General features: G+C 72.6%; 12 protein-coding genes. 4 read left to right on the top strand and 8 right to left on the bottom strand.

The genetic code is table 11. From position 1 onward, the window contains the following. Positions 1 to 59 precede the first annotated feature (59 nt). Positions 60 to 1289 carry an ornithine--oxo-acid transaminase gene (gene rocD, locus OG485_RS26465; protein WP_443048942.1) on the top strand — a complete coding sequence of 410 codons (1230 nt, stop codon included), beginning with the start codon at positions 60 to 62 and terminating at the stop codon, positions 1287 to 1289. Here the strand turns inward: rocD and OG485_RS26460 are convergent. Both OG485_RS26460 and OG485_RS26455 read right to left on the bottom strand, forming a co-directional pair. Beyond that, positions 1286 to 2470 carry a glutathionylspermidine synthase family protein gene (locus tag OG485_RS26460; RefSeq protein WP_328671026.1) on the bottom strand — a complete coding sequence of 395 codons (1185 nt, stop codon included), beginning with the start codon at positions 2468 to 2470 and terminating at the stop codon, positions 1286 to 1288. The genes rocD and OG485_RS26460 overlap by 4 nt on opposite strands. Positions 2471 to 2580: 110 nt before the next feature. Further along, positions 2581 to 2922, bottom strand: a complete 342-nt coding sequence (locus OG485_RS26455) for a hypothetical protein (protein ID WP_328671025.1) — start codon at positions 2920 to 2922, stop codon at positions 2581 to 2583. A 129-nt stretch (positions 2923 to 3051) separates the two neighbouring features. Here OG485_RS26455 and OG485_RS26450 point away from each other — a divergent pair, with 129 nt between their 5' ends. Continuing rightward, positions 3052 to 3906, top strand: a complete 855-nt coding sequence (locus tag OG485_RS26450) for a hypothetical protein (protein ID WP_328674654.1) — start codon at positions 3052 to 3054, stop codon at positions 3904 to 3906. Between the two features lie 169 nt (positions 3907 to 4075). Here the strand turns inward: OG485_RS26450 and pdxR are convergent, their stop codons facing one another. Continuing rightward, positions 4076 to 5467, bottom strand: coding sequence for a MocR-like pyridoxine biosynthesis transcription factor PdxR (gene pdxR / locus OG485_RS26445; RefSeq protein ID WP_328671024.1), 1392 nt, complete (start codon positions 5465 to 5467; stop codon positions 4076 to 4078). 47 nt (positions 5468 to 5514) lie between these two features. Between pdxR and OG485_RS26440 the strand changes: the two genes are divergently transcribed. Both OG485_RS26440 and OG485_RS26435 read left to right on the top strand, forming a co-directional pair. Beyond that, positions 5515 to 6093 (top strand): carboxymuconolactone decarboxylase family protein, encoded by a 579-nt coding sequence (locus tag OG485_RS26440; protein ID WP_328671023.1) that lies wholly within the window; start codon positions 5515 to 5517, stop codon positions 6091 to 6093. A gap of 32 nt (positions 6094 to 6125) precedes the next feature. After that, a complete protein-coding gene (locus OG485_RS26435; RefSeq protein WP_328671022.1) occupies positions 6126 to 6842 on the top strand; it encodes an isocitrate lyase/PEP mutase family protein in 717 nt (238 codons plus the stop codon). Between the two features lie 54 nt (positions 6843 to 6896). On the opposite strand, the gene OG485_RS26430 is transcribed toward OG485_RS26435, so the two are convergent. From OG485_RS26430 to OG485_RS26410, 5 genes are read right to left on the bottom strand one after another with little or no spacing between them, the layout of a single operon-like run. After that, positions 6897 to 7856, bottom strand: a complete 960-nt coding sequence (locus tag OG485_RS26430) for an ABC transporter substrate-binding protein (RefSeq protein WP_328671021.1) — start codon at positions 7854 to 7856, stop codon at positions 6897 to 6899. 1 nt (position 7857) lies between these two features. After that, the gene (locus OG485_RS26425; RefSeq protein WP_328671020.1) at positions 7858 to 9807 is read right to left on the bottom strand and encodes an ABC transporter permease subunit; all 1950 of its coding nucleotides are present in this window, start codon (positions 9805 to 9807) and stop codon (positions 7858 to 7860) included. After that, a complete protein-coding gene (locus OG485_RS26420) occupies positions 9807 to 10994 on the bottom strand; it encodes a quaternary amine ABC transporter ATP-binding protein (RefSeq protein ID WP_328671019.1) in 1188 nt (395 codons plus the stop codon). Before OG485_RS26420 ends, OG485_RS26425 begins: the two co-directional genes overlap by 1 nt. Beyond that, entirely contained in the window at positions 10991 to 12523 is a 1533-nt protein-coding gene (locus OG485_RS26415) for a GMC family oxidoreductase (RefSeq protein WP_328671018.1), read from the bottom strand. Before OG485_RS26415 ends, OG485_RS26420 begins: the two co-directional genes overlap by 4 nt. Positions 12524 to 12576: 53 nt before the next feature. Then, positions 12577 to 14088: an aldehyde dehydrogenase family protein gene (locus tag OG485_RS26410; protein ID WP_328671017.1), complete on the bottom strand. Its 1512-nt coding sequence runs from the start codon at positions 14086 to 14088 to the stop codon at positions 12577 to 12579. Between the last annotated feature and the right edge of the window lie 72 nt (positions 14089 to 14160).

Here is a 14160-nt window from a genome sequence, read left to right as displayed (position 1 = left end):
GGTCCACCATGCGAGCGACGATAGGAAAGAGGCCGGAGAACGGAGATCCCATGACCACCATGGATGCCAGGGAGACGACGGAGGCGTACATCGCCTCGGCCGACGAGCACAGCGCGCACAACTACCACCCGCTGCCGGTCGTCGTGGCGACGGCGGACGGGGCCTGGATGACGGACGTCGAGGGGCGCCGTTTCCTCGACATGCTGGCCGGATACTCGGCGCTGAACTTCGGCCACGGCAACCGGCGGCTGATCGAGGCGGCCAAGGCGCAGCTCGACCGGGTGACGCTGACGTCGCGGGCGTTCCACCACGACCGGTTCGCGGACTTCTGCCGGGAGTTGGCCTCGCTGTGCGGCATGGAGATGGTGCTGCCGATGAACACCGGGGCGGAGGCGGTGGAGACGGCGGTGAAGACGGCCCGGAAGTGGGGGTACCGGGTCAAGGGCGTCCCGGCCGAGATGGCGAAGATCGTGGTCGCGGGCAACAACTTCCACGGGCGTACGACGACGGTCATCAGTTTCTCGACGGACCCGGAGGCGCGGGCCGACTTCGGCCCGTACACACCGGGATTCGAGATCGTGCCGTACGGGGACCTGACGGCGATGCGGTCGGCGGTCACGGAGAACACGGTGGCCGTGCTGCTGGAACCGATCCAGGGCGAGGCGGGAGTGCTGGTGCCGCCGGCCGGTTACCTGCCGGCCGTGCGGGAGCTGACGCTGGAGCGCGACGTGCTGTTCGTCGCGGACGAGATCCAGTCGGGGCTGGGGCGCACCGGCCGTACGTTCGCGTGCGAGCACGAGGGTGTGGTGCCGGACATGTACGTCCTCGGGAAGGCGCTCGGCGGCGGAGTGGTGCCGGTGTCGGCGGTGGTGTCGAGCGCGGAGGTGCTGGGGGTGTTCCGGCCCGGGGAGCACGGGTCGACCTTCGGCGGGAATCCGCTGGCCTGCGCGGTGGCCCTGGAGGTGATCGCGATGCTGAGGTCGGGCGAGTACCAGCGGCGGGCCGCCGAGCTCGGTGAGCATCTGCACCGTGAACTGGGTCTGTTGAAGGACTCCGGTCACGTCACCGCGGTGCGCGGGCGCGGGCTGTGGGCGGGCGTCGACATCGCCCCGGCGTACGGCACGGGCCGGGAGATCTCGGAGAAGCTGATGGACCGGGGTGTCCTCGTCAAGGACACCCACGGGGTCACCGTCCGGATCGCCCCGCCCCTGGTCATCACCGAGGAGGACCTGGACTGGGGCCTGGCCCAGCTGCGGGCGGTGCTGGGGGCCCAGGAACGGCACTCCTAGAGGATCACGTGGGGCAGGAAGCGGGCGTACTCGTCCGTGATCGGGCCCGAGGACTCCCGGATGCCGAGGCCCGCCGACTCGTCCTCGACGACCCAGGCGCCGAGGACGACACGGTTGCCGTCGAAGGACGGGAGCGGTGCCAGCTCCTGGTAGCAGCAGGCCTCTTCGCGTACGGCGGGGGCCGCGCCGGGTTCGTGGATCGTCACACCGGCGCCCTCGCGGCCGAGCAGGGGTTTGGCGACGTAGCCGTTCGTACGGGCCAGCTCGCGGGGGCCGTCGAGGTAGGCGGGGAGGAGGTTCGGGTGGTCCGGGTACAGCTCCCAGAGGACGGCGAGGACGGCCTTGTTGGAGAGGAGCATCTTCCAGGCCGGCTCGATCCACAGGGTCGTACCGGTGCCGCCGCCGTTGTCGAGGGTTTCCAGGACATGGCCGGCGAACGCGTCGGTGGTGAGCCACTCCCAGGGATAGAGCTTGAAGCAGGCTCGGATGAAACCGAGCCGGTTGTCGACGAAGCGGCGGGAGAGGGGGTCCCAGCCGATCTCCTCCATGGAGATCCAGTCCGTGTCCAGTCCCGCCTGCTCCGCGGTCTCCTTCAGGTAGGCGACCGTCATCAGGTCCTCGCCGAGTTCGTCCTCGGCGGAGTGCGCGAAGTGGAGCGGGCTGCCCGGCGGGAGGAGGGCGGCCTGCTTCCTCCAGGCCGCGACGAGGCGTTCGTGGAGGGAGTTCCACTGGTCGGCGCCGGGGAAGCGGTCCTCCATCCAGAACCACTGCGGGCCGGCGGCCTCGACCAGCGAGGTCGGTGTGTCGGCGTTGTACTCGAGGAGTTTCGCCGGGCCCGTTCCGTCGTAGCGGAGGTCGAAACGGCCGTAGACGGAGGGGAGTTCGCCGCGCCGGTGCCAGGCCTCGGAGACGGCCGCCACGACCCGGGGGTCGTCGATGCCGAGGTCGGTGAAGCGTCCCCGCTCGACGATGTGACCGGCGGCCGTCAGGCACATGGCGTGCAGTTCCTCGACGACCTCCTCCAGCGCCTCCACCTCGGGCAGCGAGAAGGCGTAGTAGGCGCTCTCGTCCCAGTAGGGGCGCAGGGAGTCGTCGGGGTGGCGGGTGAGCGGGTAGATCAGCCCCTGCCGCTCGACGGTCTGCTGCCAGCCGGGGCGGGGGGTGATGGTGCGGCGTTCCATGGGGCGCGGGGTTCTCCGTGTCGGCGGGCGGGCGGGTGGGCGGCTGAGTTCTCCGTCTCGGCGGCGGGTCGGGGGCCGGGAGCACGCGCTCAGGCCCCCGGGCCCGCAGGTCAGCCGCCGGAGCCGCCCTTGCCGCCGCCGAAGCCGCCACGGTGGACGCCGCCGCCCGAACCGCCGGAACTCCCGGAGCCGCTGGGCTTGACGAAGGAACCGCCCTCGATCCGGTTGCTCTTCTTGTCGCCGCCGTAGTACCAGCCGGCGTGATACGTGCTCGTGGAGGACTTGCAGTACTTGTCGGCGACGACCTCGTAGCCCTTGCCGCGGTTGTAGCTGTCGCGGTCGACGCAGCGCTTGTCGGGCTCCGAGGAGCAGGCGGTGAGCGTCGCCGCGAGAAGTCCCATGCCGCCGAGGACGACCGTGCCCGAGCGCAGTTGGCGCCGTACGTCTGCCATGTTCGCTCCCCCGTTTGATCTCTGCCGATCACTTTTGATTGAAGGGGACAGATTAGAGACCCCGCCCGGTGCGGTCCCGACGGCCCCCGACGATGCGCCGTCCCCTACAGTCGCTTCGTGCTCTTTGGAATGATGTGCGCCCTTGGTGCCTCGGTCTGTTTCGGTACGGCGACGGTTCTCCAGGCGATGGCCGCACGGGCCGCGGGCGAGGGCGGGACGGGCGGCGGAGCCGGCGGCGCGGCGGTCCTGCTGCTGCGGGCGCTGCGGCAGTGGCGCTATCTGGCGGGACTGGGCCTCGACGGGGTCGGGTTCCTGCTCCAGATCGTCGCGCTGCGGTCGATTCCGATCTACGCGGTGGGCGCGGCCCTCGCGGCGAGCCTGGCCGTCACCGCGGTGGTCGCCTCGCGGCTGCTCCACGTGCGGCTCAGCGGGGTCGAGTGGGGCGCGGTGGCGGTGGTGTGCGCCGGTCTCGCGATGCTGGGGCTGGCGTCCGGCGCGGAGGGCGACCGGACGGGGTCCCTGGCGCTGAAGTACGCGACGCTGGGGACGTCCGTGGCCGTCCTGATGCTGGCCCTCGTCGGCGGACGGCTGCCCGACCGGGGGCGGGCGCTCGCGCTGGGACTCGGCTCGGGGTTCGGGTTCGGGGTGGTCGAGGTGGCGGTGCGGCTGATCGCCGACCTCGATCCGGGGACGCTGCTGGCCAATCCGGCGACGTACGCGCTGCTGGTCGGCGGCGGTGCGGCGTTCCTGCTGCTCACCACGGCCCTGGAACGGGGTTCGGTGACGACGGCCACCGCCGGGCTGGTCATCGGGGAGACCATCGGACCCGCGCTGGTGGGCGTGGTGTGGCTGGGCGACCGTACCCGCGAGGGGTTCACCTGGCTGGCGGTGCTCGGTTTCGCGGTGGCGGTGGCGGGGGCCCTGGCGCTCGCACGGTTCGGCGAGGCGCCGGCCACCAAGACGTCCGTGCCGGCGTCGTCGTGAAACGGCACGGCCTCTCGTGGACCCGGACGGACGCCGCCGGAACCCGACGGACCTGATGGACGCCGCCGGAACCCGACGGACCCTGATGGACGCTGCCGGCACCTGATGAACCCTGATGCGACCTGCCGGCACCTGACGGCTCCTCAGGAACCGGCTGGAACAGGGCCCTTCAGGGAAGTGCCCGGCACAGGGCGTCCAGGGCGCCCGACCAGGCGTGATCCGGCGGGGTGCCGTAGCCGACGACCAGGGCGTCCTGGTGCGGGCCGACCGCTTCCGGATGGCGGTGGTGGGAGAGGCCGTGGACGGCCAGGCCCTGGAACGCGGCGGCCTGGACGACCGACCGCTCGGTGCCGGGCGGGAGCCGGAGCACGGCGTGCAGTCCGGCGGCGATGCCGGTGGCGTGCACGTCCGGGGCATGGGCGGCGAGGGCCGCGACGAGAGCGTCCCGCCGACGCCGGTAGCGCAGGCGGGCGGCGCGCACGTGACGGTCGTAGGCGCCGGAGGTGATGAACTCCGCCAGGGTCAGCTGGTCCAGTGCCCCGGTGGACCAGCCTCCCTCCCCCTTCAGGGAGACGACCTCGTCCACGAGCGACGGCGGCAGGACGAGCCAGCCGAGGCGCAGCGCGGGGGCCAGGGACTTGCTGGCGGTGCCCAGATGGACCACGTGGCCGGGGTCCAGTCCCTGCAGCGCGCCGACGGGCTGCCGGTCGTAGCGGAACTCGCCGTCGTAGTCGTCGTCCAGGACGAGCCCGCCGGTGCGGCGGGCCCAGGCGATGACGGCTGCCCGGCGGTCCGGGTGCAGCGGAACGCCCATCGGGAACTGGTGGGCGGGGGTGAGGAGTACGGCCCGCGCGCCCGTCATGTCCCGTGCGTCGGTGCCGAGTTCGTCCACCGGCAGGGGGACCGTGCGCAGGCCCGACCGGTGCAGGAGCGTCCAGTGCACGTCCAGCCCGTACGACTCCACGGCGACCGAGCGGAGCCCCCGGCGGCGCAGGACCGCGCCGAGCAGGGTGAGACCGTCCGAGAAACCGGAGCAGACCACGATGCGCTCCGGGTCGGCGCGGACGCCCCGGGCGCGGGAGAGGTAGCCCGCGAGGGCGGTGCGCAACTCGGGGCGGCCGCGTGGATCGCCGTAGCCGAGGGCCTCGTGCGGGGCGCGGGTCAGCGCGCGGCGGGCCGCCTTGAGCCAGGCGGCGCGCGGGAAGGACGCGAGGTCGGGGCGGCCGGGGACGAGGTCGTAGGCGGGACGGGCCTGTTCGCGGCGGCGCGGCGCGGCCTGGGGCGCCGGTCGTACGACGCTCCGCTCGGCGACCCGGGTGCCCGAGCCCTGGCGTGCGGTGAGCCAGCCCTCGGCGACGAGGTCGGCGTAGGACTCGGCGACCGTGTTGCGGGCGACGCCGAGGTCGACGGCGAGCGAGCGGGAGGACGGGAGACGGGTCCCGGGGGCCAGCCGGCCGCTGCGGACGGCCTCGCGCAGCGCCTCCGTCAGCCCCTTGCGGATACCGGACCCGGTCGGCTCGACATGGAGGTCGACACCCAGAGTGGCCCACGTTTTCCCCATGGGAATGGACCATACCCCTGGGCTACTCCCCTCGTAGGGTCGATGGCATGACGACGCAGGACACGACCACCCGGCACACCCCGACAGCCCCGGCGACCCCCGCCGGCTCCACTCCCCCGGCCTCCGCGGCGCCCGCCGACGGAACCGCGCCGTACGCGCCCGAGCACTCGCCCCGGCTGGCCTGGGCCGAGCTCGCCCCCGACGTCTACAAGGCGATGGTCAGGCTCGACGCGGCGGCCCGGCGCGGGGTGGACCCCACGCTCCTCGAACTGGTGAAGATCCGTGCCTCGCAGCTCAACCACTGCGCGTTCTGCCTGGACATGCACACCAAGGACGCGCTCGCGGCGGGCGAGAGCGTGGAGCGGATCGTGCAGCTCGGCGCGTGGGAGGAGTCGCGGCACTTCTACACGGAGAGGGAGATCGCGGCGATCGAGCTGACCGAGGCCGTCACGGTCCTGACGGACGGCTTCGTGCCGGACGAGGTGTACGAGCGCGCGGCCCGGCACTTCGAGGAGGCCGACCTGGTCCAGCTGATCGCCTCGATCACGATGATCAACGCCTGGAACCGGTTCGCCGTGACCTGCCGCATGGTGCCCGGCCACTACCGGCCGGGCGGGCACAAGTGACGGCTCGGCCGGCCGGGGGCGGGGAGCACCCGGTGGCGGGCGGGGCCGAGCGGTTCCGGGCGCTGCACCACGGGCGGGTGCCGGGCGATCCGCTGGTGCTGCCCGGGCCCTGGGACGCGGCGAGCGCCCGGGTGTTCGCGGACGCGGGGTTCCCCGCGCTCGCCACGCCCAGCGCCGGGGTGGCCGCGTCGCTGGGGTACGCCGACGGGGAGACACCCGCCGCCGAGATGTTCGCCGCCGTCGCGCGGATCGCCCGTGCGGTCGACGTGCCGGTGTCGGCGGACGTCGAGGGCGGCTACGGGCTGGCGCCCCGGGAGCTGGTGGAACGGCTGCTGGAGGCGGGGGCCGTGGGCTGCAACCTCGAGGACTCCGAGGGCGGGGTCCTCAAGGACGCGGCCCGGCACGCCGACTGGCTGGCGGAGGTGCGGAGCGCGGCGGCGGACGGGCTCTTCGTGAACGCCCGGGTGGATGTCTTCGCGTACGGCGACGGTGATCCCGGGCAGGTCATCGGGCGGGCCGCGCTGTACGTCGCGGCGGGCGCGGACTGCGTGTATCCGATCGGGGCCCCGACGGAGGTGCTCCCGCTGCTGCGGTCCGGTGTCCAGGGGCCCCTGAACGCGTTCGCCCGGCTCGACGGGACGTCTCCCGCCGAACTGGGTGAACTGGGCGCCACACGGGTCACGTTCGGTCCCGGGCTGCAACGCCGGTCGGCCGAGGCGCTCGGGGACTTGGCGGCGAAGCTGCGCTGACCGCAGGGTGGCCCGTCACGGTGCGGTGAAGTGCGCCGGCCGCACCGTGACCCGTCACGAGGGCAGCCACGACCGCCAGGTCGACCGGTGGCGGTCCGCCCATTTCCTCGCCGCCTCCTGAGGCGTCAGCCTGTCGTTGGCGATCATCAGGGAGACCTCGTTCTGGTCCTCGGTGGTCCACTTGAAGTTCTTCAGGAAGGCGGCCGCCCTGCCACCGGTCCTCGCGAAGTCGGCGTTCAGGTACTTCTTCAGCGGGGTGTGCGGGTAGGCGCAGGCCACCTTCGCCGCGTCGGCGTCGCAGCCCTCCTTGTAGGCGGGCAGCTTCACCTCGGTCATGGGGATCTTCTCGAACAGCCACTGCGGGGAGTACCAGTACGTGAGGAAGGGCTTCCTCTCCTTCGCGAACTGCTTCATCTGCGTGATCTGCGCGGCCTCCGAACCGGCGAACACCACCTGGTAGTTCAGGTGCAGGTTGTCCACCAGCGCCTTGTCGTTGGTGACGTACGACGGGGAGCCGTCGAGGAGCTGTCCCTTGCCGCCGCTCTCGGGCGTACGCATCCGGTCGGCGTACTTGTCGAGGTTCTTCCAGTCGGTCACGTCGGGGTGCTGCTTCGCGAAGTACGTCGGGACGTACCAGCCGATGTGCCCGGTCACGCCCAGGTCTCCGCCGGACGCGATCGTCCTCTTGTCCTCGACGTAGCGCTTCTCCTGGTCGGGGTGGCCCCAGTCCTCCAGGATCGCGTCGACGCGGCCCTGGCTGAGCGCGTCCCAGGCGGGCACCTCGTCCACCTGGACGGTGTCGACGCGGTAGCCCAGTTCGTGTTCGAGCAGGTACCGCGCCACGCCCACATTGGCCTGGGCGCCGACCCAGGACTGCACGGACAGGGTCACCGTCTTCGCGCCCTGGGCGTTCGCGAAGGGCGAGGCCTGCCTGGTCATGTCGGCGGCGCCGCAGCCGGTGAGCAGCAGCAGGGCCGAGGCTCCGGCCACCGCGGATGTCGTACGAAGTCGCATGTCACGCTCCCTTCTTCACGCGGCGTCCGGTCGGCTGGGTCACCCGGTCGAGCATCAGGCCGAGGCAGACGATCGCGGCGCCCGCGACCAGACCGGTGGCCAGATCGCCCTGGGCGAGGCCGAACACGACGTCGTAGCCGAGGGCGCCACCGCCGACCAGGCCGCCGATGATGACGACGGCGAGGACCAGGACGACGCCCTGGTTGACGGCCAGCAGCAGCGCGGGCCGGGCCAACGGGAGCTGGACCTGCCGCAGTTGCTGCGCAGGGGTCGCGCCGAGGGAGCGGGCGGCCTCCAGCGCGGCCGGGTCGACGGCGCGCAGCCCCTGGGTGGTGATGCGGACCACGGCGGGCAGCGCGTAGACGACCGCGGCGGCGACGGCGGGTGCGCGGCCGACGCCGAACAGCGCGACCACGGGGATGAGGTAGACGAACTGCGGCATGGTCTGGCAGACGTCGAGGACGGGCCGGAGCAGGCGCTCGAAGCGTTCGCTGCGGGCTGCCGCGATGCCGACGGCGAAGCCGGTCACGAGGGTCACGGCGACGGCCGCGATGACCTGCGACAGCGTGTCGAGGGACGGCTTCCAGACGCCGAGCACGCCGATCGCGGCCATCGCGAGGACGGCGGTCAGGGCGGTGCGCCAGGTGCCGATCAGCCAGGCCAGAGCGGCGACCGCCAGCAGTACGGCCCACCACGGCAGCGCCTGGAGTCCGTCCCGGAGCGGGTCGAGGACCCAGGTGGTGAAGTGGCCCGCCCAGTCGGCGGTGCCGCCGATGTACGGGACGCCCGAGTACAGGTGGCCGGTCATCCAGTCGACGGCGCTGTTCACCGGCTCGGCGATGTTCACCGCCCACGCGTCGGGCCATTCCGTCCGGCCCGCGAGGCGGCCGGTGAGCACGACGGCGAGGACGGCCAGGGCGGCGAGCGCCCCGTACGGCCGGGAGGTGTTCTCGCGGGGCGCCCCGAGCCGTTCGCCCGCCGCGGCCGTGACCCGGTCGAGGACGACCGCGAGGAGCACGATCGGGATGCCGGCGGCGAGTGCGGCGCCCACGTCCACGGAGGCGAGGGCCTGGTAGACGCGGTCGCCGAGACCGCCGGCACCGATCACGGAGGCGATGACGGCCATGGACAGCGCCATCATGATCGTCTGGTTGAGGCCGAGGAGGAGTTCCCTGCGGGCCAGCGGAAGGCGGGCGGTGAACAGGCGCTGGCGGGCCGTGGCACCGAGCGAGGCGACGGCCTCCATCACGCCCTCGTCCGCGTCGCGCAGGCCGAGCGCGGTGAGGCGGGCCATGGGCGGGGCGGCGTAGACGACGGTGGCGAGCACGGCCGCGGGAACGCCGATGCCGAAGACCAGTACGACGGGCAGCAGATACGCGAACGCCGGAAGCACCTGCATGGTGTCGAGGACGGGGCGCAGTGCGCGGTGGGTGCGGTCGGAGAGCCCGGCGGCGAGGCCGAGCAGCACGCCCAGCGCGACGGAGGCGAGCACGGCGACGACCATGACCGCCAGCGTCTGCAGGGTGGGCACCCACATGCCGAGCAGTCCGCAGACGAGGAACGCGGCGCCGGTGCCGAGGGCCTGCCGCACTCCGGCGGCCCGCCAGGCCACGAGGGCGGCCAGGGCGGTCACTCCGGCCCAGCCGGCCGCGAGGAGCAGCAGATAGACGGCGCGTACGGAGAGGACGACGGCGTTGCTGACGTAGCCGAAGAAGTACAGGAACAGCGGGTGGCTGTCGCGGTTGTCGATGATCCAGTCGCCGGTCCTGCCGAGGGGTCCGGTCAGGTCGACGGTCAGGGCGTGCGGCCAGCTTCCGCTGGACCAGCGGGCGTCGGCGAGGGGCACGAGCACCGCCGCGAGAACGGCGAGCAGCACGAGCTTGCCGACGGCGGGGTGCCGCAGCCGGGCGGGCAGGACGGTACGGGGAGCGGACGCGGTGACTGCGGCCATCACACCGCCTCCTTCCGCGGACCCGCCCCGGCACGTGGGCCCGCTTCCGCGCGCGAGTCCGTTCCGGCCTGCGTGTTCGCGTCGGCGTGCAGGTCCTTTCCGGCAGGTGTGTCCGCGTCGGCACGCAGGTCCGCTCCGGCGACGACGGCGAGCAGCCGCTCGTGGTCGACGACGCCCAGGCAGCGGCCGTCCTGGACCACGCAGGCGGCGCGCCCGCTGCCGGACACGGTCCTGATGGCGTCGGCGACCACGGTGTCGGGGGCGAGCGCGCCGGGGTGGTCCGGTCCGCCGCAGTCCCCGGCCCGCATGGCCGTGCGTACGGTCATGACCTGCTCGCGGGGCACGTCCCGGACGAACTCGCGGACATAGGCGTCGGCCGGGGAGCCGACGATCTCCTCGGGGGTGCCGAGCTGGACGATCCGCCCGTCGCGCATCAGGGCGATGCGGTCGCCGAGGCGCAGGGCCTCGGTCAGGTCGTGGGTGATGAAGACCATCGTGCGGCCCTCCTCGCGGTGCAGCCGGACGACCTCCTCCTGCATGTCACGCCGGATCATCGGGTCGAGCGCGCTGAACGGCTCGTCGAACAGCAGGACCTCGGGGTCGACGGCGAGCGCGCGGGCCAGCCCGACGCGCTGCTGCTGGCCGCCGGACAGCTCGCCCGGTCTGCGCTGCTCCAGGCCCTCCAGGCCGACCTTGGCGACGACCTCGGCGGCCCTCGCCCGGCGTTCCTCGCGCGAAACGCCCTGGATCTCCAGGCCGTAGGCGACGTTGTCGAGGACGGTGCGGTGCGGCAGCAGGCCGAAGTGCTGGAAGACCATGGCGGCGCGGTGGCGGCGCAGTTCGCGCAGCCGGCCCTTGTCCATCGCGAGGACGTCCTCGCCGTCGATGGCGAGACTGCCCGAGGTGGGTTCGATCAGCCGGGTGAGACAGCGCACCAGGGTGGACTTGCCCGAACCGGACAGGCCCATGACGACGAAGACCTCGCCCTTGCGCACGTCGAAGCCGACGTCACGGACGGCGGCGGTGCAGCCGGTGGCGGCCCGCAGGGCGGCGGCGTCGAGGGAGGCGAGTCCGGGGTCGCCGGGGACACGGTCGGCCTTCGGGCCGAACACCTTCCACAGGCCGCGTACGGAGAAGACGGGACCGGCCGTGGCGGTCGCGTTCGGGGCGCCGGTGGGCGTGTTCATCGCGCGCCACCCCCGATCAGCTCGGCGGCTTTCTCCCCGACCATGAGTACCCCGACCATGGGGTTCACGGCGGGCATGGCCGGGAACACCGAGGCATCGGCGATCCGGATGCCGTCGAGGCCGCGGACGCGCAGTTCGGGGTCCACCACCGCGAGTTCGTCCGAGAGCTCGCCCATCCGGCAGGTGCCCGCCGGGTGGTACACGGTGTGCGCGACCTGCCGTGCGTACGCGCTCAGTTCCTCGTCGCCGGTGACGTCGGGTCCGGGGCACACCTCGCGCTTGAGCCAGCCGGCGAGCGGTTCGGCCGCGGCGATCTCACGGGCGATCCTGATGCCGTCGACGAGGGTGCGGCCGTCGTGGTCGTCCTCGTCCGTGAAGTACCGGAAGTCGAGGGCGGGTTTGACGGTCGGGTCGGCGCTGGTGAGGTAAAGGCGGCCGCGACTGCGCGGCTTGGGGATGTTGGGAGTCATCGAGACGCCGTGCGCTGGACGTTCGTAGCCGATGCGCTCCGGGTTGTCCGTGAAGGGGATCTGGTAGAAGTGGAACATCAGGTCGGGGCCCGGCTGTTCGGGGTCGCGGCGTACGAACAGGCCCGCGTCGGAGTCCATCGCGGAGTTCTCCGGGATCGGCCCGTTCGTCTCCCAGACGATCACCGACTCGGGGTGGTCGAGCAGGTTCTCGCCGACGCCCGGCAGATCGTGGACGACGGGGATGTCCAGCTCCTCCAGGTCACCGGCGGGCCCGATGCCGGAGTGCAGCAGCAGCCTGGGTGAGTCGACGGCGCCCGCGCAGAGCAGGACCTCGCGGCGCGCGCGGACGAGAACCTCCTCGTCGTCCTTCGTGCGGACGTGGACGCCCGTGACGCGCTTTCCGTCCAGTTCCAGCTTGTACGCCCACGTCTCCAGCAGGAGCGTCAGGTTGGGCCGCTCGTCCATCACGGGGTGCAGGTACGCCACCGAGGCGCTCGACCTCTTGTTGTCCTCCGGGTGGTACGCGAGGTCGAAGAACCCGACGCCCTCGGTGAACGGCCGCCGGTTGAAGCCCTCGACCAGCGGCACGCCGAGAGCGGACCGCGCGGCGTCCACGAAGTCCCTCGCGATGGCGTTCCGGTCCTTCCCGTCGACCGGGACGATGTTGTTCAGGAGCCGCGTCCAGTACGTCTCCATCGGCACCGCGCCCCAGCCCTTGGCGCCGGCCGCCTCCCACTCGTCCCAGTCGGACGGCAGCGGCTTGAACGCGATCAGCGTGTTGTGCGACGAACACCCGCCGAGCACCCGGGCGCGGCTGTGCCGGATGTGCGAGTTGCCGCGCGGCTGTTCGGTGGTCGGGTAGTCGTAGTCGAGCTCCCCGCCGAGCAGGCCCATCCAGCGGCGCAGGGTGAGGACGTCCTCACGTCCCACGTCGCTGGGGCCGCCCTCGATGACGGCGACGCTGACATCCGGGTTCTCGGTGAGGCGGGACGCGATCACGGAGCCCGCCGTACCGCCGCCGATGACGACGTAGTCGTACGTGTTCTCGTGCTGGGACATGAAGGGGGTGCTCCAAAAGGCCGTGAAAGGGGGGTTCTTGCCGGGTACCGGAGTCAGCCGGCGAACCAGCGGACGGGCGCGGGCGCGAGGTTCTGGTAGATGTGCTTGGTCTCGCGGTACTCGGCGAGTCCGGCGGGGCCGAGTTCACGCCCGACGCCGCTGCGGCCGAAGCCGCCCCACTCCGCCTGCGGGAGGTAGGGGTGGAAGTCGTTGATCCAGACGGTGCCGTGACGCAGCCGCCCCGCGACACGGCGGGCGCGGCCGGCGTCGGCGGTCCAGACGGCGCCCGCGAGGCCGTACTCGGTGTCGTTGGCGAGCGCGACGGCCTCGCTCTCGGTGGCGAACGTCTCCACGGTCAGAACGGGCCCGAAGACCTCCTCGCGGACGACCCGCATCCCGCGGTGGCACTGGTCGAGCACGGTCGGCTCGTAGAAGAAGCCGCCGTCGGGCCGGACTTCGGACGGCTCGGGCCGCTTGCCGCCGGCCCGCAGGACCGCGCCCTCGGCCAGCGCGGAGGCGACGTACGCCTCGGTCTTCGCGCGCTGCTGCTCGGAGACCAGCGGGCCGCACTCCACGCCGTCCTCGGTGCCGCGGCCGAGCCGGATCGCACCTGCCCTGCGGGCGAGTTCGGCGACGAAGCGTTCACGCACCGTCTCCTCGACGATGAGCCGCGAACCGGCCGAGCACACCTGACCGCTGTGGATGAAGGCGGCGTTGAGGGCCTGGTCGACAGCGGTGTCGAAGCCCTCCTCGGTGGCACAGGCGTCGGCGAAGACGATGTTGGGGTTCTTGCCGCCGAGTTCGAGCGCGACCTTCTTGACCGTGTCGGCGGCGGCGCGCGCCACCTTCGTACCGCTGGCCAGGCCGCCGGTGAAGGAGACGAGGTCGATGTCGGGGTGCTCGGCGAGGCGGGCGCCGACGGTGTGCCCGGGGCCGGTGACGAGCCCCGCGACACCGTCGGGGAGACCCGCCTCGGCCAGCAGCCGGAGCAGGGCGACGGTCGTCAGCGGAGTGATCTCGCTGGGCTTGACCACGAAGGTGTTGCCGGCGGCGAGGGCCGGAGCGATCTTCCAACTGGCCTGCAGCAGAGGATAGTTCCAGGGGGTGATCAGGGCGCACACCCCGACGGGCTCGTGCACGACGACGCTGTGGACGTCGGACGAACCGGCGTCCACGACGCGGCCGCCGCCCTCCCCCACCACGAGGTCCGCGAAGTAGCGGAAGGCGTCGGCGACGCAGTCGATGTCGATGCGCCCCTCCTCCAGGGTCTTGCCCGCGTCACGGCTTTCGAGCAGCCCGAGTTCCTCGCGGTCGCGGACGAGGAGGCCGGCCACGCGGCGCAGCAGGGCGGCGCGTTCGGTGACGGGGGTCCGCGGCCAGGGCCCCTCGTCGAAGGCGCGGCGCGCGGCGGCGACCGCGAGGTCCGCGTCCTTCTCGTCCCCTTCCGCGACCACGGCGAACGGCTCGGCATCGGCGGGGTCGAGGATCTGGCGCGTCGCGCCGGAGAGCGCCGCGCGCCACTCGCCGCCCACGTGGATGGTCTGTTCTGCCTGCTGTCCGGCCATGGTCGGTGTTGCCTTCCGTTCCTGTTCGATCCCCCTGCGTCACGCGGGTTTCGCCCCGTGAGCTGTGAGCAC

The organism is Streptomyces sp. NBC_00328, from assembly GCF_036139655.1.
Lineage (GTDB): Bacteria > Actinomycetota > Actinomycetes > Streptomycetales > Streptomycetaceae > Streptomyces.
This window is presented reverse-complemented; position numbering and strand designations above follow the sequence as displayed.

Excerpts from the sequence above, each read along its gene's own strand:
- rocD (WP_443048942.1), top strand. The coding sequence starts at position 60 with ATGGATGCCAGGGAGACGACGGAGGCGTACATCGCCTCGGCCGACGAG.
- OG485_RS26460 (WP_328671026.1), bottom strand. The coding sequence starts at position 2,470 with ATGGAACGCCGCACCATCACCCCCCGCCCCGGCTGGCAGCAGACCGTC.
- OG485_RS26455 (WP_328671025.1), bottom strand. The coding sequence starts at position 2,922 with ATGGCAGACGTACGGCGCCAACTGCGCTCGGGCACGGTCGTCCTCGGC.
- OG485_RS26450 (WP_328674654.1), top strand. The coding sequence starts at position 3,052 with ATGATGTGCGCCCTTGGTGCCTCGGTCTGTTTCGGTACGGCGACGGTT.
- pdxR (WP_328671024.1), bottom strand. The coding sequence starts at position 5,467 with ATGGGGAAAACGTGGGCCACTCTGGGTGTCGACCTCCATGTCGAGCCG.
- OG485_RS26440 (WP_328671023.1), top strand. The coding sequence starts at position 5,515 with ATGACGACGCAGGACACGACCACCCGGCACACCCCGACAGCCCCGGCG.
- OG485_RS26430 (WP_328671021.1), bottom strand. The coding sequence starts at position 7,856 with ATGCGACTTCGTACGACATCCGCGGTGGCCGGAGCCTCGGCCCTGCTG.
- OG485_RS26425 (WP_328671020.1), bottom strand. The coding sequence starts at position 9,807 with ATGGCCGCAGTCACCGCGTCCGCTCCCCGTACCGTCCTGCCCGCCCGG.
- OG485_RS26420 (WP_328671019.1), bottom strand. The coding sequence starts at position 10,994 with ATGAACACGCCCACCGGCGCCCCGAACGCGACCGCCACGGCCGGTCCC.
- OG485_RS26415 (WP_328671018.1), bottom strand. The coding sequence starts at position 12,523 with ATGTCCCAGCACGAGAACACGTACGACTACGTCGTCATCGGCGGCGGT.
- OG485_RS26410 (WP_328671017.1), bottom strand. The coding sequence starts at position 14,088 with ATGGCCGGACAGCAGGCAGAACAGACCATCCACGTGGGCGGCGAGTGG.